Raw genomic sequence first — 22,996 nt, forward strand, 5'->3', positions numbered from 1 at the left:
AAAGGCGCGTGTTATTGCTCCGCAATAATCCGCGCCACGCTTGAACTCCCCGCGCAGATCAATTGGTAATCCGTAATACTCAGCACCACCGATTTCTCCAGCACGCCAGCATTAAAGGCGATTTCGTCATAGCGTTCGAACAGCAGTGGATCGACCACCAGCTGTAAATCCGCATGAAAACTAAACGGCGGAATAGCACCGAACACACAGCCGGTTAACGCATCGACTTCCGCAGGCGAGGCCAGTGAAGCGCGTCGGCCGCCAACCGCAGCTGCCACTTTGCTGAGATCGGCCTGCTGATCGGCCGGTAGCACCGCCAGCACATGCTGTTTAACGCCATTACCTTTCACATGACACACCAGCGCCTTCGCGCCTTGCCCCACTTCGGTGCCACGAATCGCTGCCACCGCTTCACACTTGCCAGTCGCTTCATGCTCAATCACGCGATAGCGCGCCTGATGTTGCTCGAGCAGCGCGAGCAGTTTTTCATGCGTGGTCATGGCTTTCTCCGTGTTGAGTGAGTTGAGTAAGAAGTGCCTGCATCATATGTGTTTGGCGTGGCAGTAAACCGAGTTTTAAACCTAGCGGCTTAAATGCCCGATTCAACGTACTTAACGTAACACTCTCTTTGTCCTGCTCAATATCCGATAACGTGCGGCGGCTAATCCCTGCGAGTGCGGCATAGCGATCCTGGGAAAACCCCAACACTTTTTTGCGCAGGTGCATGAGTAACACGCCTTGGGTGAATTTCTCTTCTATAAACTGCTGCAGCAAATCTAATAACATGGCTTCGCGCTCAAACGGCGACAGGTTTTTGTTCATAATTTCCATCCTGCAATGCGCTCATCCAGGTGGTTAAAGCCGATGCCGGGCATCTCCAATATCGAAGCCGGTACGCCGCGAGCCTTCAGCCGGGCTTTCAATCCTTTCAACTTATTTGCTAGTACGCTTAGCTCTTGCAGGAGGACACTTTCAGATACCAAGTCATTAAGTTGCTGCGCAATAAAATGCCATTGATAATTGCCGCCTTCCTCATACGGCGATCCCCATTGCGTGGTGCGTACCACGCCTTCCGGGTCGGCTTTCATCGGTGCGAAATCATAAACAGGCGCCAGCCACATACAGCCAATTTTCTTCAGAATGGCGCTATTGCGGCCGTGATTATCAGAATTACCAAAGGCGATATTCAGCATGTCGCGTTTCACCCACTCAATAACCATTTCTGCTGTTTGCTTGTTGTTCAATTTCAGCACACGCACCAGACAACGTATAACCTCAAAATGGTTGAGAAAGCTACCCGGCGCTTTTTGCATAATTGAGTAAACGGATTCCAGCCCGTATAGGTTTTTTTTACCGGCGATAAAATCAATATCGAAACGCGGCAGCCAAAGGGAAGGGTAGCGCTCGCCTTCGCACAGCAACATGTGTTGCGTATCGATGGTTGCAACCCCAAGCGCGGTGAGTTCGTGATAGAAATGGTATTCCGCTCGCAGGATGTCGCAATCAATTGGCGTGCGTGCGCCGCGAGGATATTTGACCAGATAAGGTGTGTCTTGATTCAGCTGATCATCTTGCCAGGTATCGATCCACACTTCGCTGTTGCTATTACGACGCAACAGTAATTTTGGTGCTTCACCGCCTGCGCCCGTTGCACCACCGCTTGCCGCGCCCATTTGCTGCGCGTACTCAAGAAAGTCGGTATCCCGTTCAATCGCCCATTCGGCGGGAAAACGTCGGCTTTTCAGTCGGCTGTCTGGCGGCAGTTGCGGCAGTGACTCTTTTATTCTCAGGTTGCCCACAGGCGCGATGGTTCCAGCCTTCAACAGCGTGTAATCTTGCTCGTTCGCAGGTTTACTTTGCAGACCCAGCTGCGTAATCCAGTAACGTCTGCTGGCACCGGCGGGAATGATGTCATCAAGAAAACCAAACCAGGGTTTAGCAAAATGGCTGCCAATCAGCATGACCGGATAGTTGATGCTGCAGCTGGCCATATCGTTGCGGTCTAAATGTTCAACGGCATAGTTGAAGTCGTATGCAAGCAGGGCTTCGCCGTCGCGGCCTTTGAGCGGCGCTTTAAAATCAAGCACCGCGGCATCATGCCAGCATCCATCCAGGTAGATCTGCAGAGTAAGCATGGGAAACCCAAGTTGAGCAGTATATTGCTCAATTCTAGTTTGTTTTGTTTTTTTTGAGAAGCATGCTGCTCAATTTTGGCTTCATCAGCCAATTTTGAGCAGCATATTGCACAATCAGTTATTTATGACGCTTGCGCAGATTATTGATGATGGTACTCAAATCCAGATCCTGATCCTGCAGCAGCACCAGCAGGTGATAAAGCAGGTCCGACGCTTCATTGGTCAACTCGTGACGATCGTTAACCGTAGCCGCCAGCGCGGTTTCCACGCCTTCTTCACCCACTTTCTGGGCAATGCGCTTGGTGCCGCTAGCGTAAAGTTTCGCGGTGTACGAGCTCTCCGGATCGGCGGTTTTGCGCGACGCCAGCAGTTGCTCCAGCTGGTAGAGGAAAGTCCAGTCGGGCGCAGCCGGCGAGAAGCAGCTTGAGGTGCCGAGATGGCAGGTTGGGCCAATCGGATTGGCCAGCACCAGCAGCGTGTCGTTATCGCAATCCGGCGTGATGCTCGCCACTTGCAGGAAGTGGCCCGAGGTTTCGCCTTTGGTCCACAAGCGGTTTTTGGTGCGTGAGAAGAAAGTCACGTTGCCCTCGCTGAGGGTTTTTTGCAGCGCTTCCTCGTTCATATAACCGTGCATCAGCACTTCGCCGGAAACGTTGTGCTGGACGATAACGGGCATCATGCCCGCGGTTTTGACCCAATCCAGCTTGCTCAGTTGTTCTGCAGTTAACACGCGCGAATCTCCACACCGTTGTCGATCAGGAAGTTTTTCAACTCACCGATATTAATAATTTGTTTGTGAAACACTGAAGCGGCCAGCGCGCCATCGACGTTCGCTTGCTCAAAGGCTTCAAGGAAGTGCGGCATGGTGCCCGCGCCACCGGACGCGATCAGCGGCACTTTGCAGACATCGCGCACTTTCTTCAGCTGCACCAGATCATAGCCATTCCGCACGCCATCCTGGTTCATCATGTTGAGAACGATTTCACCCGCACCAAGCTTCTGCACTTCCTGCACCCAATCAAGAGTTTCCCATGTGGTGACTTTGGTGCGCGCTTCGTCGCCGGTGTACTGATTGACGTGATATTTGCCGCTCGCTTCATCAAACCAGGTATCAATGCCCACCACGATGCACTGCACGCCAAAGCGATCGGCCAGGCGCGTAATCAGTGTTGGATCGGCCAATGCCGGTGAGTTGATAGAGATCTTGTCGGCACCGAACTGCAGAATGCGTGCCGCGTCCTCTTCACTTTTGATGCCGCCCGCCACGCAGAAAGGAATATCGATCACTTCCGCCACGCGCGATACCCAGCTTTTGTCCACTACGCGGCCATCCGAAGAGGCGGTGATATCGTAGAACACCAGCTCGTCCGCGCCTTCCTGCGCATAACGCTGCGCCAGCGGCACGATGTCGCCGATGATTTCGTGGTTACGGAACTGAACGCCTTTCACCACTTGCCCGTCACGTACATCAAGACAAGGAATTATCCGTTTTGCCAGCATGCAATCGCCTCCGCCACCGTGAATTTATCTTCCAGTAAAGCGCGACCGACGATCACGCCCTGCGCGCCGCTACCGCGTAACGCCGCGATGTCATCCAGCGAACCTATGCCGCCAGAAGACTGGAAGGCGATGTCCGGGAAGGCCGCAGACACTTCTTTATACAGTTCAACGTTAGAGCCGCTCAGCGTGCCGTCGCGCGAAATATCGGTACACAACACATGCTTGAGGCCCACCGGCTGATACCAGCCAATCACCTCTTCCAGCGTTACGCCGGCCGCTTCCTGCCAGCCGCTGATCGCCACTTCTTTGCGGTTGTTGCCATCAATGCGCACATCTAATGCCAGCACGATGGCGTCCGCGCCAAACTCGTTAAACCAGCTTTTCACCTCTTCCGGTTGCTTCACCGCGGTGGAACCCACCACCACGCGCGTGGCACCCGCGGCCAGCAGCGCCGCTACGTCATCGCGGTTGCGGATGCCGCCGCCAACCTGCACCGGCACGTTCACGCCGCGCAGTAAGCTGGTGAGCAGAGGAATCTGACGTTTGGCCGGATCTTTCGCGCCGGTCAAATCCACCAGATGCAGCACTTCGGCGCCCTGGCGCTCGTAATCCTGTAAGCGCGGCAGCGGATCGCTACCGTAATCGCGCTGCTGGCCGTAATCGCCCTGATGCAGGCGCACCACTTTGCCGTCGATCAAATCTAATGCGGGGATAATCATTACATCTCCAGGAAATTTTTCAGCAGCTGCGCGCCGGCTTTGCCTGAACGCTCGGGGTGGAACTGCACGCCGAAGAAGTTATCTTTCTGCAGGGCAGCGGTGAACGGATGGCCGTAATCGCACTGGGCGATGGTGGCCGCATTCACCGGCATGGCGTAGCTGTGCACGAAGTAGAAGTAGCTGCCATCGGGAATGTCTCGGAACAGATGGTGGCCCGCTTTGGCGGTGATCTGGTTCCAGCCCATGTGCGGCAGTGGTAGATCCTGCGTGTCCATCAGCGTGACCGGCTCATCAACCAGGCCCAGCGTGGTGACGCCACCGTTCTCGTCGCTGCCGCGACCGAGCAGCTGCATGCCAAGGCAGATGCCGAGCACCGGCTGGGTACAGGCTTTGATCAGATCGATGAGATCGCGCTCCTGCAGCTGATTCATTGCCGCCTGCGCGGTACCCACGCCCGGCAGCAACAGCTTGTCGGCATGCAATACCACGTCGGGATCGCGGCTGACCTGCGGCGTGTAGCCGAGGCGCTCAATTGCCCACTTCACCGACGACAGGTTGGCGCAGCCGGTATCGAGGATCACCACGTTCATCACAGCACTCCTTTCGAGCTCGGCAAGGTGTTGCCTTCCACGCGAATCGCCTGGCGCAGCGTGCGGCCAAAGGCTTTGAACAGGCTTTCCACACGATGGTGATCGTTGCGGCCTTTGGTTTTCAGGTGCAGCGTGCTCATCATGGCGTAGGAGAGCGAGCTGAAGAAGTGCTCAACCATCTCGGTGCTGAGATCGCCGACGCGCTGATAGCTGAACTCGGCTTTGAATTCGATGTGCGGGCGGCCGGAGATGTCCAGCGCACAGCGCGCCAGGCACTCATCCATTGGTAGCACGAAGCCAAAACGGCCGATGCCACGTTTGTCGCCCAGCGCTTTCAGCAAGGCTTCGCCAAGTGCTAAACCGGTATCTTCCACGGTGTGGTGATCGTCGATGTAGAGATCGCCTTTTACATCGATGTTCATGCGGAAGCCGCCATGCACCGCAATCTGATCGAGCATGTGGTCAAAGAAGCCGACGCCGGTATTGATTTTGCTGCCGCCTTCGCGGTCCAGCCACACTTCGACTTTAATCTGCGTCTCTTTGGTGTTGCGCTGCACCAGCGCGTAGCGGTCACGTTTGGTGAGGCGCGCCTGAATTGCATCCCAATCTTCGCCTTCCGCGCCATAGCGCAGGCCCTGAATGCCCATGTTCTGCGCCAGCTGAATGTCGGTGAGACGATCGCCAATCACATAGCTGTTGGCGGTATCCAGCGCGCCAGCGGCCAGCCAGGCTTCCACCATTTTGGTTTTCGGCTTGCGGCAATCGCAGTTATCTTCCGGCAGGTGCGGGCAGATTAAGATGTCGCTGAAGTTCACGCCTTGCGAGCTGAGGATCTGCATCATCAGGTTGTGCGGACCATCAAAATCAGCCTGCGGGAAGCTATCGGTGCCGAGGCCATCCTGATTAGTGATCATCACCAGCTGATAACCCGCTTCCTGCAACGCCAGCAGTGCAGGAATGGCGTTCTTCTCAAACGCCAGCTTCTCCATACGATCCACCTGATAATCAGTTGGTGGCTCAGAGATGATGGTGCCGTCGCGGTCGATAAAAAGGATCTTCTGACTCATGCTTGCTCCACTGATAAGGCTTGCAGCGCGGCGATCAGGCGCTCGCACTCTTTACTGGTGCCGATCGAGATGCGCAGGCATCCCGCAAGGCCGGGGTTTTTATTTTGGTCGCGCAGAATAATGCCTTGATCCCACAGCGTTTTAAACACTTTTGGTGAATCAGTGAAGCGCGCCAGAATGTAGTTGGTTTCGCTTGGGAACACCTGCTGCACCACCTTAATCTGTGGCAACTGCTCAAACAGCCAGCTGCGATTGGCGTTCAGCTCGGCGACGTGCTGGCGCATCAGCGTAATGCCTTGATCGCTCAGGGCTTGCCCGGCCACATCGGCGACTGGCGTGGCGAGTGGATAGGGCGCAATCACCTTCATCAGCAGGTCGATCACCGGCTTATTCGCCAGGGTGAAACCGCAGCGCAATCCGGCCAGCGCAAAGGCTTTGGACAGCGTGCGCAGAATCACCAGATGCGGATAATCCTGCAGCCAGCCCGCCAGCGTCGCTTCCGGGCAGAACTCGATATAGGCTTCATCAGCCACCACCAGCGCTTTACCGGCGGTCATCGCCAGCAGCTCGCGGATGTCATCCTGACTGATCAGGTTGCCGGTGGGATTGTTCGGGCTGCACATATAGACAACTTTTACGCCGTCGAGCTGCTCGGCAATCGCCGGCAGATTCAGCTGCCAGTCGTCGAGCGCGGCCACGGTGCGATATTCAATGCCGATGGTTTCGGCGCTGACGCTGTACATGCCGTAGGTTGGCGGGCAGAACAGAATCGCATCTTTGCCCGGCTCGCAGAAGGCGCGCATTAGCAGTTCGATGCCTTCATCCGCGCCGCGGCTCACCAGAACCTGTTCCGGCGTTAAACCGGCGTAGGCGGCGTAGCGCTCAATCACAATCTTCGGCTGGCATTCCGGATAGCGATTCAGCGTCTGCTGCGACAGCTCAAACGGCACCGGCAGCGGGAATTCGTTGGCGTTCAGCCACACATCACCATTGCCACCCAGACGACGCGCCGATTGATACGGCGTCAGTGCTCGCACGTTAGCGCGCGCTAATTCTTCAATATTCAGGCTCATGCTTGCTCCTTCAGCGCGGTAACACGCAGGGTAACGGCATTTTTGTGGGCTTCCAGCTGCTCGGCGGCGGCCAGCGTTTCAATCGTCGCGGCAAGATTGAGGAAGCCTTGCGGCGTCAGCTCTTGCACCGTCATGCGTTTCTGGAAATCAGCCAGGCCGAGGCTGGAACAGGTCGCGGTATAACCGTAAGTCGGCAGCACGTGGTTGGTGCCAGAAGCGTAATCGCCCGCCGATTCCGGGGACCAGTCGCCAAGAAATACCGAACCGGCGCTGGTGATGCTATCGACCAAATCGCGCGGCTGACGCGTCTGAATAATCAGGTGCTCCGGGCCGTACAGGTTGGAGATCTCGATGCACTGTTCCAGGTCGCGCAGCACAATCAAACGGCTGCTCTCTAACGCCTGGCGCGCAGTAGCGGCACGCGGCAGCTGCGCCAGTTGTTCCTCAACCGCTTGCGCCACGTCTTCAGCCAGCTGCAGCGACGGCGTTAACAGAATCACCTGTGAATCCGGACCGTGTTCCGCCTGCGACAGCAAATCGGATGCCACGAACGCTGGCGTGGCGCCTTCATCGGCAATCACCAGCACTTCGGATGGACCGGCAGGCATATCAATTGCCGCGCCATCTAAACGCTGGCTGACCTGACGTTTCGCTTCAGTCACGTAGGCATTGCCCGGGCCAAAAATCTTGTCCACTTTCGGCACGGTTTCGGTGCCGAAGGCGAGGGCGGCGATGGCTTGTGAACCGCCAACCTGAAACACCTCTTTCACACCGCACAGCTGTGCGGCGTAAAGAATCTCATCGGCAATCGGCGGTGGCGAGCACAACACCACGCGACCGCAACCGGCGATGCGCGCAGGCGTCGCCAGCATCAATACGGTCGAGAACAGCGGAGCGGAACCGCCAGGAATATATAAACCCACCGATTTCACCGGTCGGGTAATCTGCTGGCAGCGCACGCCGGGCTGGGTTTCTACATCCACTTCGGCAAGGATCTGGGCGTTATGGAAGGTTTCAATATTTCCAACAGCGACCGCCATCGCCTGCTTGAGCGTGTCGCTAAGACGATCGCTGGCCGCCTGCATCTCTGCAGCGCTGACGCGCAGATTATCCACCTGTACCTTGTCGAAGCGCGCACTGAATTCACGCAGCGCCGTATCGCCTTCTTCTTTTACTTTCACCAGCACGTCGCGCACGATTTGGCTGATGCTTTCTGAAGCCGAAATTGCCGGACGCATTAGCAGCGCTTGCTGCTGCTCTGCGTTGCACTGCTGCCAATCAATCGGTGTCATCAGGTTGCTCATCGTGTTACTCCAACATTTTTTCGATTGGCAGTACGAGGATCGAGCTGGCACCCAGCGCTTTCAGTTTTTCCATGGTTTCCCAGAACAGGGTTTCGGTGCTCACCATGTGCATCGCCACGCGGCTCACGTCACCAGCCAGCGGCAGCACGGTTGGACGCTCAGCGCCCGGCAGCAGGGCAATCACTTCTTCCAGACGCTCGCTTGGCGCATGCAGCATGATGTACTTAGACTCACGCGCTTTGATCACGCCCTGAATACGCGTCATCATTTTATCAATCAGCTCTTGCTTGGCGGCGGGCAGTTCGCCGTCGCGCTGAATCAGCACCGCTTTCGAGCGGTAGATCACTTCCACTTCGCGTAGACCGTTGGCTTCCAGCGTCGCGCCGGTAGACACCAGGTCACAAATCGCATCGGCCAGGCCAGCGCGTGGCGCGACTTCGACAGAACCGTTTAGCAGGCAGGATTTGAAGGTGACGCCTTGTTTATCGAGGTATTTCTTCAGCAGGTGCGGATAAGAGGTAGCAACGCGGGCATTATTCAGGCACTGCGGACCGGTGTACTCAGCATCCACCGGCATCGCCAGCGATAGGCGACAACCGCCGAAATCCAGACGACGCAGCGTGAAATAGCGCGGGTCTTCACCTTGGGCACGACGGTTTAACAGTTCTTCTTCCAGTACGTTTTCACCGACGATACCGAGATCCACCACGCCATCCATCACCAGGCCCGGAATATCGTCATCACGCACGCGCAGGATGTCGATGGGCATGTTCTCCGCAAACGCAATCAGACGCTGCTGCTGAAGGTTGATTTTGATACCGCAGCGGGCCAGCAGTTCGCGTGATTCATCGCTTAAACGGCCAGATTTCTGCATAGCTATGCGAATACGGGTGTTATCTAACATGGTTCCTATCCTCTTATTCAATCCTGTCTGAGCTTGTTGGGTTGCGTTCGCCCATAAAAAAACCCCCGGAAGATGATCTTCCGGGGGCTCTCTTTGCGTTCGCACCACTGGAAGATCCTAATCGTCTCCCAGCACACATCGCCTGAAAGACTAGTCAGGGTGATGGTGATGATGGTGGTTGAACTGAACGCGTGTCATAGTAAATTCCGTTGCTGAATGAGTATTCATTTGCGTGCTGATTAACCTAACGAAGATGATGACAATTGGCAACCCTTTTTTAACTGTCAATTTCCGGAATCTCCCGAAACAGTTTGCGCTGGTTTGCTACATCTACCGGCACTAAGATGAAGTGTGAGCCCATAGCAGGAGTCGATATGAAAAAGGTCGCGATTGTAGGTCTGGGATGGCTGGGTATGCCGCTGGCGATGGCGCTAACGGCACGCGGCTGGCAGGTAACCGGCAGTAAAACGTCGCCGGATGGCGTGGACGCTGCACGACGCTGCGGCATTGCCGCCTTCCAGTTGGTGCTGACGCCCGAGCTGGAGTGCGAAGCCGAAGATTTAGCGACGCTGATGGCGGTGGATGCGCTGGTGGTGACCTTGCCCGCCAGCCGCACGGTCAAAGGCGGTGAAGATTACATGCAGGCGGTACAGAACGTGGTGGATACCGCGTTAGCGAATAAAGTACCGCGCATCATTTTCACCAGCTCGACGTCGGTTTACGGCAGCGGCGCAGGTGTGATGAAAGAGAGCAGCCCGCTGCAGCCGGAAACCGTCGCCGGTAAAACGCTGGTGGAGCTGGAGAACTGGCTGCACGATCTGCCGGGCACCAGCGTGGATATTGTACGCCTCGCGGGATTAGTCGGGCCGAATCGTCATCCCGGCCGTTTTCTGGCGGGCAAAACCGGACTGGAAAACGGCGGCCATGCGGTCAATCTGGTACATCTCGACGACGTGGTAGACGCGATTGTGCTGCTGCTGCAAACGCCAAAGGGCGGGCACGTCTACAACCTGTGTGCCTCGAAACATCCGTCGCGCGACAGTTTTTATCCGAGCGTGTCGAAGCAGTTAGGGCTTGAGCCACCAACGTTTGTCGCTGAATCAGAGCGTTCAAATGGGAAGGTGATTGATGGCTCGAAGATCGCTAATGAGTTGGGGTTTGAGTACAACTATGATGATCCGATGAAAATGCCGCTGGAGTAAGTTTTTTAGGTGAGCACTAATGCGCACCCGATGATGGATGGTCGCCCTTCATGGCGACCTGGTCAAACCCCCAACCGATCCCTCAGCGCATACCAAACCGCGCCCATCGCCGTGAGCGGCACCTTAAACCGTCGCCCACCAGGGAACGGCAGATGCGGCAACTTCGCGAACGCATCAAACCGTTCCGCATGCCCGCGCAGAACCTCAGCAATCAATTTCCCCGAAAGATGGGTACAGGTGACGCCGTGGCCGCTATCGCCCTGCATAAAGAAGGCGTTCTTCTCGATTTGCCCGAACTGCGGCATGCGCGACAAGGTGAGCAGGAAATTGCCACTCCAGCGGTGGCTGATTTTGATATCACGCAGCTGCGGAAAGGTGCGCAGCAGCTTGGGACGAATCAGCGCTTCGATATCATCCGGCTCGCGCGCGCCGTACACCACGCCGCCGCCATACAGCAGCCGGTTATCCGCGGTGAGGCGGAAGTAATCAAGCAGATAATTACAATCCTCCACGCAATGATTGTTTGGCAACAAACCCAGCGCCTGATCGCGTGTTAATGGCTCGGTGGTGACGATCTGCGAACCGCACGGCATGCTTTTGCGCGTCAGGCGCGGTTCAAGTTGTGACGGTAAATAGGCGTTGCCGGCAAAAATCACGAAGGTAGCGCTTACTTCACCTTTGGCGGTTTTCACCCGATGCGGTGCGCCGTATTTCACTTCGAGCGCTGCCGACTGCTCATAAATGCGCCCGCCATGCCGACGAATCGCTTCCGCTTCACCGAGCGCCAGATTAAGCGGATGCAGATGTCCACCACGTTTATCAAGTAAGCCACCGACATAACGATCGGTCGCCACTTCGCGACGAATACCGCGTTCATCCAGCAGTTCCAAATCGTGATTGCCGTAGCGCGCCCAGCTGGCTTGCTGGCTGCGTAGATGGCCCATTTGCCGTTGATTGAGCGCGGCGAAAATGCCGCCGGGGCGATAGTCGCAGGCGATGGCGTATCGGTCGATACGGTCGCGGATAATGTCTGCGCCTTCAAACATCATGCTGCCGAGCATCTGTGCAGTTTGTTTGCCGTAGCGCTGCTCAATCACATCTACGTCGCGGCTATACGAGTTGACCACCTGGCCGCCGTTGCGGCCGCTGGCACCAAAGCCGATTTTTGCCGCTTCAAGCAGCACCACGTCGTAACCGGCTTCGGTCAGAAATAGCGCGGATGAAAGCCCGGTAAAGCCGCCGCCAATAATGCAGACATCGCACTGTACCGACTCCTGCAGCTCCGGCCAGGGCGCATGAGCGTTGGCGGTAGCGGCGTAATAACTCCCCACATGTTGCATTCAATCCTCCTTAAGCGCGAAACCTTAAAAATTGGCGGGCGTATGCGCGCTAACAATGCGACACGGCTGATCTGAGGTATTGGTAAAACTGTGCGGCAGGCCGGTGTCAATCACATAGCTTTCACCGCGGTATAAGTGATAACTCTGGCCGTTCACCACCAGCGTGATCTCGCCTTCCAGCACCGTGCCAGTCTCCTCGCCGGGATGGCGCAATTTTTCCCCGGTACTGGCGCCGGGTTCATAACGCTCCAGCAGCATCGCCAGCGCGCGTCGCGCGGCACCGTTATCTATCAGCAGCAGCGATACGCCCAGGCTGCCGATCTCCACGCACTCTTCCGGGCGCACAATCACCCGCGGCGTGGCATGGGTTTTGGGTTCGGAGAAAAACTCCGACAGCGATAACCCGTAAACCTTCAGGAGCTTCTGTAAGGTGCTAACCGCCGGGCTCACTTTGTCCTGTTCGATGGTGCTAATCGCGCTGTGCGTTAAACCTGACAATTCAGCGACGCGACGCTGAGACAATCCCAACTCTTGCCGGATCTGCGATAAGCGCCGTCCGGGGGCCAGAGTGGCATCATTCATGGCTGTTTTTCCTTGTGATAACCGGCAGCGGCGTGGATAAAGGCCTCAAATAAACGGCGCGAAACCGGATCGCGCTCAGAATGCCATTCCGGATGCCATTGCACCGCGAGGGCGAAAGGGTGCTTTGGCAGGCTAACGGCTTCAATCAGTCCGTCGGGCGCGCGCGCTTCGACGCGCAGTTGCGGACCGGTTTCACGAATGCCCTGACCGTGTAACGAATTGACGGCGAAGGGATCGGTGCTGCCGAGCAGCTGGCTCAGCATGCCGTCGGCTTCTGGCTGCACTTCATGCACCGGCGCATATTGCTCATCCAGCGAGAGCGTGCCGTCTTCCCGGTGTTCCTGAAAAAGATGCGTCATATGTAACTGACGATGCAACGCGCCGCCGTTGGCGACCACCAGCTCCTGCAGGCCACGACAAATGCCAAACATCGGCATCTTTTTACCAGCCGCATGTGTGATCACGCCGAAGGCGAGGCGATCGCGCGCCGGATCGGCATGCGCCTCTTTGCCGTCTTCGCCATAGTGCCAGGGTTCAATGTTACTTGGGCTGCCGGTCAGCAAAATGCCATCCAGCACGGTCATACTGTTTTCTAATAGATGAGGCACCTGCATTAGCTGATGCGGCAAGGGCAGCGGTACGCCACCGGCGAGTACGATAGCGTCGAGATATTTATTGTGAACCGTTTGACTGGCATGGCTGCCGATAACGTTCTGGCACATCACTACGCCAATCAAAGGCTTGTCAAAAATAATGCCCATAACGTCTCCACGCTGCTGTTCAATATTTTCGCCGAAATGGCACGGCTGGCGTTAAAAGTGTGCAATATTTTGTCAATCTAGCAACCAGTCGTTCATTCCTCCAGCAGAATTGTTACATTTGCACACTTTTTGCGTTAGCGCTATGTTAGAGGAGTGGCTGTTATTTTGAGCATTGCGCGCACCAATTCTAAACGGTAAAGGGCGGGTGGGATCATGACGAACCTCGTAGAAGTAGAAGACTTCACGCGACACAGTGAAGAGAAACGAACAAGCGCGTTCCAGCTGGAGGTCAAAACCTGGCTGGAACGCCATCCTGAAACGCAGTATGTCGATATTCTTCTTAATGATTTAAATGGGGTATTTCGCGGTAAACGCATTCCCGTCTCAGCGCTGGCTAAACTGGAAAAAGGGTGTTACTTCCCGGCCTCGGTTTTCGCCATGGATATTCTCGGCAACACCGTCGAAGAAGCCGGACTTGGACAGTCATTGGGCGAACCCGACCACCTCTGCATTCCGGTTCCCGGAACCTTAATTCCCTCTGCCGCCGATCCCACGCACATCGCCCAGCTGCTGCTGACTATGTGTAACCAAGATGGCACTCCCTTTGACGTTGAACCCCGTAATGTCCTCAACCGGTTGTGGCAACAGCTGCGCAATCGCGGATTATTCCCGGTGGTAGCGGTAGAGCTGGAGTTCTATCTGGTGGATAAAAAGCGCGATGCGGAGGGGTTTATCCAGCCGCCGTGCTCGCCGGGCAGCGACGATCGCAATATGCAGAGCCAGGTTTACTCGGTCGATAATCTTGACCATTTTGCCGACGTGCTGCGAGATATCGATCGTTTAGCCAAACAGCAGGGCATTCCGGCGGATGGCGCGCTGGCGGAAGCGTCACCTGGTCAGTTCGAGATCAATCTGCATCACGCGCGCGACGTGCTGAAGGCGTGCGACCATGCCATCCAGCTGAAACGGCTGGTGCGTCAGGTGGCAGAAAATCACGGTATGACCGCCACTTTTATGGCTAAGCCGTATGAAGAGTACGCGGGCAGCGGCATGCATGTGCACATCAGCATGCTGGATGCCGCCGACCACAATGCCTTCGCCCTCGATGACGGCAGCGATTCTCCACTGATGAAACGCGCGCTGGCGGGCATGATCGACCTGATGCCGGCCTCGATGGCGCTACTGGCCCCCAACGTGAACGCCTATCGCCGCTTCCTGCCGGAAGCCTACGTGCCGCTGCAGGCATCGTGGGGACACAACAACCGTACGGTTGCCCTGCGCGTGCCCTGCGGCGATGCCGATAACCACCGCATCGAGTATCGCGTGGCCGGTGCGGATGCAAATCCCTATCTGGTGGTGTCAACAATTCTTGCCGGAATATTGCACGGTCTGGATAATCAGCTACCTTTACCGCCTGCGGTGCAGGGCAACGGACATGAAGCTGAAGGGCTCGCATTGCCGATTCGCCAGAGCGATGCGCTGTATGAATTCGAGAATAGCTATCCGCTACAGAAGCTGTTGGGCGAGCGATTTAGCGGGGTGTGGCACAGCTGCAAACAGTACGAGTTAATGCAGTTTGAGCGGCTGATCACCTCGACGGAAATCGACTGGATGTTGAAGAACGCCTGAGCCTGAGAAGAATTGATCTAACGTCTTGTGCCGATGGCATAAGTTGGGGCAAAATACGCGCCCTGCAAAATGAGAACTAACCGACGTTAACCGCGTCGGTTATTTTTTTGCATGATGTACTCACTGAAATTTAAACGAGGCCGGACACGCATCCGGATAGATAGATACCGACAAACACGCTTGAGCGTGAGATTTGAGGAAAACAAAGATGGGACTGTTTAACATTGCACCAGCTCAGGCTGGTTCTCGCTTCCGTGATGACTACGGCGCCGCGACAATCGTAAACACTTATATCACTTCTCACTGCAGCAAATTGCGCAGTATCCCGGTAGCTCAGCCGATCGCGGTTGTCGCTTGCGGGGGCCTGAACAATGTCGCTTAACACCTCTGCCGCACCTCAGCGTGCACACCTGAAAAAATCCCTGACCTTGATCCCGGTTGTCATGATGGGCCTGGCGTATATGCAGCCAATGACCCTGTTTGATACCTTCGGTATCGTGTCTGGATTGACCGACGGCCACGTCGCCACCGCTTATGCTTTCGCCCTGATCGCGATTCTGTTTACTGCCGTGAGCTACGGCAAGCTGGTACGCCGCTTCCCATCTGCGGGCTCCGCTTACACCTATGCTCAGAAGGCAATCAGTCCGCACGTCGGCTTTATGGTTGGCTGGTCATCACTGCTGGACTACCTGTTCATGCCGATGATCAACATCCTGCTGGCGAAAAGCTACTTTGAAACGCTGGTGCCGGGCATTCCGTCGTGGATTTTCGTGGTGCTGCTGGTGGCCTTTATGACCATCTCCAACCTGCGTGGAATCAAAACCGTTGCCAACTTCAACAGCGTGATCGTCGTGCTGCAAGTGGTGGTGATGGTGGTGATTACCGGCATGGTGGTTTACGGTGTGGCGCACGGTGTTGGCGAAGGGACGTTAACCAGCAGCAAGCCGTTCTGGTCTGAGAATGCGCATGTGGTGCCGATGATTACCGGCGCGACCATTCTGTGCTTCTCGTTCCTCGGCTTTGACGGCATCAGTTCGCTGTCGGAAGAGACCAAAGATGCAGAACGCACCATCCCGCGCGCGATTTTTCTCACCGCGCTGATTGGTGGTGTGATCTTTATTGGTGTCTCTTACTTCCTGCAGCTGTACTTCCCGGACATCTCGCGTTTCCAGAATCCGGACTCTTCACAGCCAGAAATCATGCTGTTCGTAGCGGGTAAAGCGCTGCAGATTGGCATTCTGATCTTCTCGGTGGTGACGGTGCTGGCTTCCGGTATGGCCGCACACGCCGGTGTTTCACGTCTGATGTACGTGATGGGCCGCGATGGCGTGTTCCCGCAGCGTTTCTTTGGTTTCGTGCATCCGAAATACCGCACGCCGTCACTGAACGTGCTGCTGGTGGGTGCCGTGGCGCTGATGGCAATCAACTTCGACCTGGTCACGGCAACCGCGCTGATTAACTTCGGTGCGCTGGTCGCGTTCACCTTTGTGAACCTGTCGGTGATTGCCCAGTTCTGGATCCGTGAGAAGCGTAACAAGACGCTGAAAGATCACCTCAACTATCTGGTGCTGCCGGTAATGGGCGCCCTGACAGTCGGTGCGTTGTGGATTAACCTGGAAGAGACCTCGATGGTGCTCGGCCTGGTATGGGCGGCGATTGGTATTATCTACCTGGCGTTTGTCACCCGCACGTTCCGCAATCCGGTACCGCAGTTCAGCGAAGAAGTGTGATTTGATTGAAGTCGCTGTCCCCCATCCCGGCCTTCCCCCGCAAGCGGGGGAAGGAGACGCTGCCACATGCCACTCCTAACTCGCATGTAGCAGCATCTTCCTCCCCTATCAATGGGGGAGGACCGAGGAGGGGGACAGCGAGCACAATTTAAAAAACTCATCCCGCAATCACCAATTCCCAACTCCCCGCACTTAACGCTTCGCGCCCAGCTTTACTCAACTCCGCATCCGTAACCAGGATATCAAATCGCTCCAGCGGCAACGCCAGATGCGTAGCAATCTTGTTGTACTTTGAGCTGTCGCTCAGCAACACGCGCTTACTGCTAACATCGCTCGCCGCCTGCTTGACCGGCACTTTATCCTCATCCGGCGTATACAGCCCGCGTGGGCCCCAACAGGAAGCGGAAATAAAGGCGATATCAATCGCCAACTGACGCAAACTGCGCGCCGCCGCTTCACCCACGCTGGAACGGTTCTCACGACATACCGTGCCGCCCGTGTGGATCAGCTTGCAGTCGCTACTCTCCATCAGCAGCCGCGCAATCACGAAATCATTGGTCACCACTAGCAGATCGTCACGCTCAACCAGTTCACGCGCCAGCGCTAACGTGGTGGTGCCGGCGTCCAGATAAATGCAGCTGTTGCGTGGAATATGACGCGCAGCGTACTGACCAATCGCCATCTTCTCGCCGCTGTACATGTTGGTTTTCGCCAGATGCGACGGTTCTGCCGCCAGCCGATCGGCCGAACGCACACCGCCCGATACCGACAGCACCGCGCCTTGCTCTTCCAGCTTCTGCACATCGCGACGAATCGTCATATGCGATACGCCCAACCGCTCAGTCAGCTCGGCAATGCTCACCACGCCGCGCTCAGCAACCAGCGTTAGAATTTGTTGATGACGTTCAACCGGAATCACCATGCTCTCCCTGAATTATCATTTTTTCACATTGTAGATCATCGATTCACAGCCCGCAGCACAATTTATGTTGCCGAAATCTAACAAGAAAGCCGGGCTGCCAGGGGATTTCGCGTCAGGGCGGTACTGTGAAATGATGTTAATCATTACGCATGTAAGTTAATTTTTGTGATGCCACGCACGTTTATTGCCCAGTATCTGCGGCAGACTTAACACCAATGAACAAATTATCACTTAAATTAACAATGGAGGTTTGCTGTGTCAGCAACCGTGAATAACATCGGCGTGATTGGTTTAGGTTCTATGGGCATGGGTGCCGCGCAGTCTTGTATCCGTGCAGGATTGAATACCTGGGGAGTTGATCTGAATCCGCAGGCGCTGGAAACCCTGCGTCAGGCCGGAGCACGTGATGCACAGACCTCCGCTGCCAGCTTTGCTGCAGAACTGGATGCGGTGCTGCTGCTGGTGGTTAACGCCGCGCAGGTGAAGGCCATTCTGTTCGGTGAAAACGGTGTGGCGGCGCAGCTCAAGCCGGGCACGGTGGTGATGGTGTCGTCCACCATCTCTTCACAGGATGCGCAGGCGATAGAACAGCAGCTGGCTCAGCATCAGCTGCTGATGCTGGATGCGCCCGTTTCCGGTGGCGCGGCCAAAGCGGCGGTTGGCGAGATGACCGTGATGGCGTCCGGCAGCGATGAGGCTTTTGCGCTGCTCAAGCCGGTGCTGGATGCGGTGGCGGCGAAAGTCTATCGCGTGGGCAGCGAAATCGGTCTGGGCTCCACCGTCAAAATCATTCACCAGCTGCTGGCGGGTGTGCACATTGCCGTGGGCGCCGAAGCGATGGCGCTGGCCGCGCGTGCCGGTATTCCGCTCGACACCATGTACGACGTGGTGACCAACGCCGCCGGTAACTCATGGATGTTTGAAAACCGCATGCGTCACGTGGTCGATGGCGATTACTCGCCGAAATCTGCAGTCGATATCTTCGTCAAAGATCTCAACCTGGTGGCGGATACCGCCAAGTCGCTGCACTTCCCACTGCCGCTGGCGTCCACCGCGCTCAACATGTTTACCGAAGCCAGCAATGCCGGTCACGGTCGTGAAGATGACAGCGCGGTAATCAAAATTTTCAGCGGCATTACGCTGCCGCAGGCGAAGGAGCAGTAATCATGCGTTTAGGCGTAATCGCGGACGACTTTACTGGTGCCACCGACATTGCCAGCTTCCTGGTACAGAACGGTCTGCCGACCATTCAGTTCAACGGCGTGCCAGAAGGTCACGATGAATTAAGCGCACAGGCGATTGTTATCAGCCTCAAGTCGCGCTCGTGCCCGGCCCAGCAGGCCATCGACCAGTCGCTGGCGGCGCTGCAGTGGCTGCAACAGCAGGGCTGCGATCGCTTCTACTTCAAATATTGCTCCACTTTCGACAGCACCGAGCATGGCAACATCGGTCCGGTGACCGATGCGCTGTTGCAGGCGCTAGGCGAAACGCAAACGGTGATCTCGCCGTCGCTGCCGGTCAACGGTCGTACGGTGTATCAGGGCTATCTGTTTGTTGCCGACCAGCTGCTGTCCGAATCGGGCATGCGCCATCATCCGGTGACGCCAATGACTGACAGCAATCTGGTGCGCCTGATGACGCGTCAGGCCAAAGGTCAGGCAGCGGTAATCAATGCAGCACAGCTGGATCAAGGTGCCGATGCGGTGCGTACGCAGCTCGATGCGCTGAAAGCGCAGGGCATCAACTATGTGGTGCTGGACGCGCTGCACGAGCAGCATCTGCTGACGCAGGGCGAGGCGCTGAAAGAGATGCGTCTGGTGACCGGTGGTTCAGGACTGGCGATTGGGATTGCCCGCGCCTGGGCGACGCAGCAACAGAACCGCGATGCCGAACAGGCTGGTCGTCCACAGGGCGAGCGCGCGGTGGTGATTTCTGGATCCTGCTCGCAGATGACCAACCGTCAGGTAGAGGCCTATCGCCAGCACGCGCCATCGCATGAAGTGCGGGTTGAACGCTGCCTCGACGATGTTGCTGGCTATGCGCAGGAGCTATGCGATTGGGTTGCCGCCCATCATCAGCCCGATCTGGCACCGTTGCTGTTTGCCACTGCCGATGCGCAGCAGCTACAGGCTATTCAGCAGCAGTACGGTGCGGCACGCAGCAGTGAAGCGGTTGAGCAGCTGTTTGCCGCCGTCACGCGCGAACTGAAAGCGCGCGGCTGGCAGCGCTTCATCGTCGCCGGCGGCGAAACCTCGGGCGTGGTAGCGCAAAGCCTGGGCGTCACCGCCTTCCATATTGGGCCGATGATTTCACCGGGCGTGCCGTGGGTGCGTGACATCCAGCAGCCGCTGTCGCTGGCGCTGAAATCAGGCAACTTTGGCGACGAACAGTTCTTTGCCCGCGCACAAACGGAGTTTTCATGATGACCGAACAACAAGCACGCGAAGAGATGGTCCAGCTCGGCGCGTCCTTCTTCCAGCGCGGTTACGCCACCGGTTCGGCAGGTAACCTGTCGCTGCTGCTGGAGGATGGCAATCTGTTAGCTACGCCTACCGGCTCCTGCCTCGGCGAGCTGCAGGCCGACCGCCTGTCGAAAGTGACACTACAGGGCGAATGGCTTTCCGGCGACAAGCCCTCAAAAGAGGTGGCATTTCATCGCGCACTCTATCTCAACAATCCAAACTGCAAAGCGGTGGTGCATCTGCACAGCCACTATTTGACGGCGCTCTCCTGCCTGAGCGATCTCGACAGCGAAAACTGCATTCGTCCTTTCACGCCGTACGTGGTAATGCGCGTCGGTGATGTACCGGTGGTGCCGTATTACAAACCCGGCGATCAGCGGCTAGCGGACGATTTGGCCAATCTGGCCTCGCGTTATAACGCTTTCCTGCTGGCCAATCACGGCCCGGTGGTGGTGGGAAAATCCTTGCGCGAAGCCGCTAATAACACTGAAGAACTGGAAGAGACCGCGCGTTTGATGTTCACGCTCGGCGACCGCCCGATTCGTTATCTGACCGATAGCGAAGTGGCGGAATTGAGGAACTACTGATGCCTAAGTTTGCAGCCAACTTATCGACCCAATTCGGCGAACTGCCGTTTATCGAACGCTTTGCCGCCGCGGCAAACGCCGGCTTTCGCGCCGTCGAATTCCTGTTCCCGTATGACTTTCCCGCCGAGGTGATTAAAGCCGAGCTGGAGAAACATCAGCTGGAGCTGGTGCTGTTCAACACCGCGGCAGGCAATGTGCAAGCGGGCGAATGGGGCGTTTCGGCGATTCCAGGACGTGAAGATGAGGCGCGCGCCGATATCGATCGGGCGCTGGAGTATGCGCTGGCGCTGAATTGTCAGCAGGTGCATATCATGGCGGCAACGGTGCCAAACGGTGCCGATCGCGCCGCTTATGAAACCACTTTTGTGCAGAACATGCATTACGCCGCGGAACGTTTCGCGCCGCACGGTATTCGCCTGCTGCTGGAAGCGCTGAACCCCGTCACTAAGCCGAACTACCTCTACTCCAGCCAGTATCAAACGCTGGCGATGATGGCGCGTATCGATCGTCCGAACGTCTTTACCCAGCTCGATCTATTTCATGCGCAGCTGGTGGACGGCAATCTGACCCATCTGATTCGCGAATATGCCGGGCGGTATCGTCATATCCAGATCGCCTCGGCACCGCATCGTCACGAACCGGATGAAGGCGAGATTAACTACACCTATCTGTTCAATCTGCTGGATGAGGTGGGCTACGACGGTTGGGTGGGATGTGAATATATCCCGCGCGGCCGCACCGAAGCCGGTCTTGGCTGGTTCGCGCCATACGCAAAATAACCCTTGTTTTACCCCCAGCACAGCGCTTTAACGCGCTGTGCCAATGACGTCTTACTCCAATACCTTAAAAAAACAAATTCCAACTCTACCGTAAATACTTCGAGCTGCAGGAAGGCGGCAAATGGGTGAGTCCCCAGGAGCTTACTGGAGTCAGTGACAGGGGCGAGCACACGCAGCCAACGCACCTGCAGCTTGAAGGATTTAGGGTAGTTAAATTAGAGGGATACCATGTCTACCGCGTTGTTATTAGCTATCGCTACCGCCAGCATCGTGATTTTGCTGTTGCTGGTGATTAAAACCAAAGTGCATCCCTTCGTGGCGCTGCTGATTGTCAGCCTGCTGGTGGCGATTGCTACCGGCATTCCGGCGGACAAAATCATGGAAACCATCTTTAGCGGGATGGGCAATTTGCTGGGGCATATCACTATCATCATCGTGCTGGGGGCGATGCTGGGCGCGGTGATTGAAGCCTCGGGCGGAGCGGAGTCGCTGGCGCAGCGCTTCAGTAAATCGCTGGGTATCAAACGTACCGTCGCGGCGTTGACCATGGCGGCCTTTATCCTCGGCATTCCGGTGTTCTTTGAGGTCGGCTTTATCATCGTGATTCCGCTGATTTATGGCTTCACCAAGGTGGCGCGCGTCTCGCCGCTGAAGTTTGGTCTGCCGATGGCGGGCGTGATGCTGACGGTGCACGTGGCGCTGCCAACCCATCCGGGCGCGGCGGCGGCGGCGGGTATTCTGCATACCGATATGGGCTGGCTGATGATGCTGGGCATCCTGATCTCGATTCCGGTGGGCATCGTGGGCTACTACGTGGCGAAAGCGATGAACCTGCGTCAGTACCACCTTTCGGTCGATGTGCTGGAGCAGTTGCAGCTGGCGAAGCCGGAAGGGCAGGCGAAAAATGACGCGCCACCGCCAGGTGCGCTGACCATTACCGGCCTGATTGTGGTACCGATCCTGTTAATCGTGATGGGGACCTTGGCACACACCACGCTGGCAGAAGGCAGCATGCTGCGCTCAGTAATGACGGTAATTGGTACGCCAGCGATTGCGTTGCTGATTGCCCTTGGGCTGGCGGCATGGCTGCTGGGCGTGCGTCGCGGCTGGAGTAAAGAGAAACTGGAAGATTTGACTGGCCGCGCAATTCCCAGTTCCGCCAGCGTGATTCTGGTGGCGGGTGCGGGCGGTGCATTTGGTAAGGTGCTGGTGGAGTCTGGCGTGGGTAAAGCGTTGGCGTTGACGCTGGAAACCCTGCATCTGCCGCTGGTACCGGCTGCGTTTATTCTGTCGCTGGCGCTGCGTGCCTCGCAGGGATCGGCAACGGTAGCGATTCTCACCACCAGCGGTTTGCTAAGCCAGGCGGTCGGTGATGTGACGGATATGCAGCGCGTATTGGTGACGCTGGCGGCCTGTTTCGGCGGGTTAGGCTTGTCTCACGTTAATGATGCGGGCTTCTGGGTCGTGACGCGCTATCTGGGCTTATCGGTAGCGGATGGACTGAAAACCTGGACGGTGCTGACTACCGTGATGGGCCTGAGCGGTTTTGCGCTGACGTGGCTGGTGTGGGGAATGATTTAAGTTCTCAGGTCGCCATGAAGGTACAAACCGGGCACATGGGTAACACTTTAGACCGGGCACATGGGTAACAGTTATAAATGGCATAGCAGAGGAGACTCACTATGCCCTGGACTGAGACCGTTACCATGC

At 56.6% G+C, this 22,996-nt stretch carries 24 protein-coding genes and 1 other annotated feature; of the genes, 8 read left to right on the top strand and 16 right to left on the bottom strand.

All coding sequences use genetic code 11. The features are described from left to right. Window positions 1-11: 11 nt before the first annotated feature. The 12 genes from WFL93_RS11565 to hisL form a co-directional block, all read right to left on the bottom strand. A complete protein-coding gene (locus WFL93_RS11565) occupies window positions 12-500 on the bottom strand; it encodes a YbaK/prolyl-tRNA synthetase associated domain-containing protein (protein ID WP_336778162.1) in 489 nt (162 codons plus the stop codon). After that, window positions 487-822 (bottom strand): helix-turn-helix domain-containing protein, encoded by a 336-nt coding sequence (locus WFL93_RS11570; protein WP_180822122.1) that lies wholly within the window; start codon window positions 820-822, stop codon window positions 487-489. Before WFL93_RS11570 ends, WFL93_RS11565 begins: the two co-directional genes overlap by 14 nt. Continuing rightward, window positions 819-2,135 carry a type II toxin-antitoxin system HipA family toxin gene (locus WFL93_RS11575; RefSeq protein ID WP_336778163.1) on the bottom strand — a complete coding sequence of 439 codons (1,317 nt, stop codon included), beginning with the start codon at window positions 2,133-2,135 and terminating at the stop codon, window positions 819-821. The genes WFL93_RS11570 and WFL93_RS11575 overlap by 4 nt, the downstream gene beginning before the upstream one ends. Window positions 2,136-2,253: 118 nt before the next feature. Beyond that, a complete protein-coding gene (gene hisIE / locus WFL93_RS11580; RefSeq protein ID WP_180822120.1) occupies window positions 2,254-2,865 on the bottom strand; it encodes a bifunctional phosphoribosyl-AMP cyclohydrolase/phosphoribosyl-ATP diphosphatase HisIE in 612 nt (203 codons plus the stop codon). Continuing rightward, window positions 2,859-3,635 carry an imidazole glycerol phosphate synthase subunit HisF gene (hisF, locus tag WFL93_RS11585; RefSeq protein ID WP_007888882.1) on the bottom strand — a complete coding sequence of 259 codons (777 nt, stop codon included), beginning with the start codon at window positions 3,633-3,635 and terminating at the stop codon, window positions 2,859-2,861. The genes hisIE and hisF overlap by 7 nt, the downstream gene beginning before the upstream one ends. Next, a complete protein-coding gene (gene hisA, locus WFL93_RS11590) occupies window positions 3,617-4,354 on the bottom strand; it encodes a 1-(5-phosphoribosyl)-5-[(5-phosphoribosylamino)methylideneamino]imidazole-4-carboxamide isomerase (protein ID WP_007888879.1) in 738 nt (245 codons plus the stop codon). The genes hisF and hisA overlap by 19 nt, the downstream gene beginning before the upstream one ends. Continuing rightward, window positions 4,354-4,944 (bottom strand): imidazole glycerol phosphate synthase subunit HisH, encoded by a 591-nt coding sequence (gene hisH / locus WFL93_RS11595; RefSeq protein ID WP_008104825.1) that lies wholly within the window; start codon window positions 4,942-4,944, stop codon window positions 4,354-4,356. The genes hisA and hisH overlap by 1 nt, the downstream gene beginning before the upstream one ends. Beyond that, window positions 4,944-6,011 (bottom strand): bifunctional histidinol-phosphatase/imidazoleglycerol-phosphate dehydratase HisB, encoded by a 1,068-nt coding sequence (gene hisB, locus WFL93_RS11600; protein WP_180822117.1) that lies wholly within the window; start codon window positions 6,009-6,011, stop codon window positions 4,944-4,946. The genes hisH and hisB overlap by 1 nt, the downstream gene beginning before the upstream one ends. After that, window positions 6,008-7,084: a histidinol-phosphate transaminase gene (hisC, locus tag WFL93_RS11605; protein ID WP_336778164.1), complete on the bottom strand. Its 1,077-nt coding sequence runs from the start codon at window positions 7,082-7,084 to the stop codon at window positions 6,008-6,010. Before hisC ends, hisB begins: the two co-directional genes overlap by 4 nt. After that, a complete protein-coding gene (gene hisD, locus WFL93_RS11610) occupies window positions 7,081-8,388 on the bottom strand; it encodes a histidinol dehydrogenase (protein WP_336778165.1) in 1,308 nt (435 codons plus the stop codon). Before hisD ends, hisC begins: the two co-directional genes overlap by 4 nt. A gap of 4 nt (window positions 8,389-8,392) precedes the next feature. Beyond that, a complete protein-coding gene (gene hisG, locus WFL93_RS11615; RefSeq protein ID WP_007888873.1) occupies window positions 8,393-9,292 on the bottom strand; it encodes an ATP phosphoribosyltransferase in 900 nt (299 codons plus the stop codon). 53 nt (window positions 9,293-9,345) lie between these two features. Continuing rightward, window positions 9,346-9,467, bottom strand: a sequence feature (His leader region). Next, window positions 9,443-9,490 carry a his operon leader peptide gene (gene hisL / locus WFL93_RS11620; RefSeq protein ID WP_100396937.1) on the bottom strand — a complete coding sequence of 16 codons (48 nt, stop codon included), beginning with the start codon at window positions 9,488-9,490 and terminating at the stop codon, window positions 9,443-9,445. It overlaps the preceding feature by 25 nt. A gap of 176 nt (window positions 9,491-9,666) precedes the next feature. Between hisL and WFL93_RS11625 the strand changes: the two genes are divergently transcribed. Beyond that, window positions 9,667-10,494, top strand: coding sequence for an SDR family oxidoreductase (locus WFL93_RS11625; RefSeq protein ID WP_049852486.1), 828 nt, complete (start codon window positions 9,667-9,669; stop codon window positions 10,492-10,494). A 62-nt stretch (window positions 10,495-10,556) separates the two neighbouring features. On the opposite strand, the gene WFL93_RS11630 is transcribed toward WFL93_RS11625, so the two are convergent. Genes WFL93_RS11630 through puuD form a run of 3 tightly spaced genes read right to left on the bottom strand, consistent with a single transcriptional unit; the run spans window position 10,557 to window position 13,177 of the window. Beyond that, window positions 10,557-11,834, bottom strand: coding sequence for an NAD(P)/FAD-dependent oxidoreductase (locus WFL93_RS11630; protein ID WP_180822114.1), 1,278 nt, complete (start codon window positions 11,832-11,834; stop codon window positions 10,557-10,559). 24 nt (window positions 11,835-11,858) lie between these two features. After that, window positions 11,859-12,416 carry an HTH-type transcriptional regulator PuuR gene (gene puuR, locus WFL93_RS11635; protein WP_007888866.1) on the bottom strand — a complete coding sequence of 186 codons (558 nt, stop codon included), beginning with the start codon at window positions 12,414-12,416 and terminating at the stop codon, window positions 11,859-11,861. Beyond that, window positions 12,413-13,177: a gamma-glutamyl-gamma-aminobutyrate hydrolase gene (gene puuD, locus WFL93_RS11640; RefSeq protein ID WP_336778166.1), complete on the bottom strand. Its 765-nt coding sequence runs from the start codon at window positions 13,175-13,177 to the stop codon at window positions 12,413-12,415. Before puuD ends, puuR begins: the two co-directional genes overlap by 4 nt. A 213-nt stretch (window positions 13,178-13,390) precedes the next feature. Between puuD and WFL93_RS11645 the strand changes: the two genes are divergently transcribed. Together WFL93_RS11645 and WFL93_RS11650 are read left to right on the top strand one after the other, a co-directional pair. Continuing rightward, window positions 13,391-14,806, top strand: a complete 1,416-nt coding sequence (locus WFL93_RS11645; RefSeq protein ID WP_007888864.1) for a glutamine synthetase family protein — start codon at window positions 13,391-13,393, stop codon at window positions 14,804-14,806. A gap of 371 nt (window positions 14,807-15,177) precedes the next feature. Then, a complete protein-coding gene (locus tag WFL93_RS11650) occupies window positions 15,178-16,536 on the top strand; it encodes an APC family permease (RefSeq protein WP_007888862.1) in 1,359 nt (452 codons plus the stop codon). 157 nt (window positions 16,537-16,693) lie between these two features. Here WFL93_RS11650 and ygbI read toward each other — a convergent pair whose 3' ends face one another. Continuing rightward, on the bottom strand, window positions 16,694-17,455 hold the full coding sequence (gene ygbI, locus WFL93_RS11655) for a DNA-binding transcriptional repressor YgbI (RefSeq protein WP_036620801.1): 762 nt from the start codon (window positions 17,453-17,455) through the stop codon (window positions 16,694-16,696). Between the two features lie 258 nt (window positions 17,456-17,713). Here ygbI and ltnD point away from each other — a divergent pair, with 258 nt between their 5' ends. The 5 genes from ltnD (at window position 17,714) to WFL93_RS11680 (ending at window position 22,867) form a co-directional block, all read left to right on the top strand. After that, window positions 17,714-18,622 carry an L-threonate dehydrogenase gene (ltnD, locus tag WFL93_RS11660; RefSeq protein WP_180822112.1) on the top strand — a complete coding sequence of 303 codons (909 nt, stop codon included), beginning with the start codon at window positions 17,714-17,716 and terminating at the stop codon, window positions 18,620-18,622. 2 nt (window positions 18,623-18,624) lie between these two features. Next, window positions 18,625-19,881: a 3-oxo-tetronate kinase gene (gene otnK, locus WFL93_RS11665; protein WP_336778167.1), complete on the top strand. Its 1,257-nt coding sequence runs from the start codon at window positions 18,625-18,627 to the stop codon at window positions 19,879-19,881. Next, complete coding sequence (gene otnC, locus WFL93_RS11670) at window positions 19,881-20,507, top strand: 3-oxo-tetronate 4-phosphate decarboxylase (RefSeq protein WP_336778180.1); 627 nt, start codon at window positions 19,881-19,883, stop codon at window positions 20,505-20,507. Before otnK ends, otnC begins: the two co-directional genes overlap by 1 nt. After that, window positions 20,507-21,286, top strand: coding sequence for an HPr family phosphocarrier protein (locus WFL93_RS11675; RefSeq protein WP_336778168.1), 780 nt, complete (start codon window positions 20,507-20,509; stop codon window positions 21,284-21,286). The genes otnC and WFL93_RS11675 overlap by 1 nt, the downstream gene beginning before the upstream one ends. Before the next feature lie 228 nt (window positions 21,287-21,514). Further along, window positions 21,515-22,867 (top strand): GntP family transporter, encoded by a 1,353-nt coding sequence (locus WFL93_RS11680; protein WP_007888850.1) that lies wholly within the window; start codon window positions 21,515-21,517, stop codon window positions 22,865-22,867. The last annotated feature ends 129 nt before the right edge of the window (window positions 22,868-22,996 follow it).

Source organism: Pantoea sp. USHLN256 (assembly GCF_037149875.1).
Lineage (GTDB): Bacteria > Pseudomonadota > Gammaproteobacteria > Enterobacterales > Enterobacteriaceae > Pantoea > Pantoea nemavictus.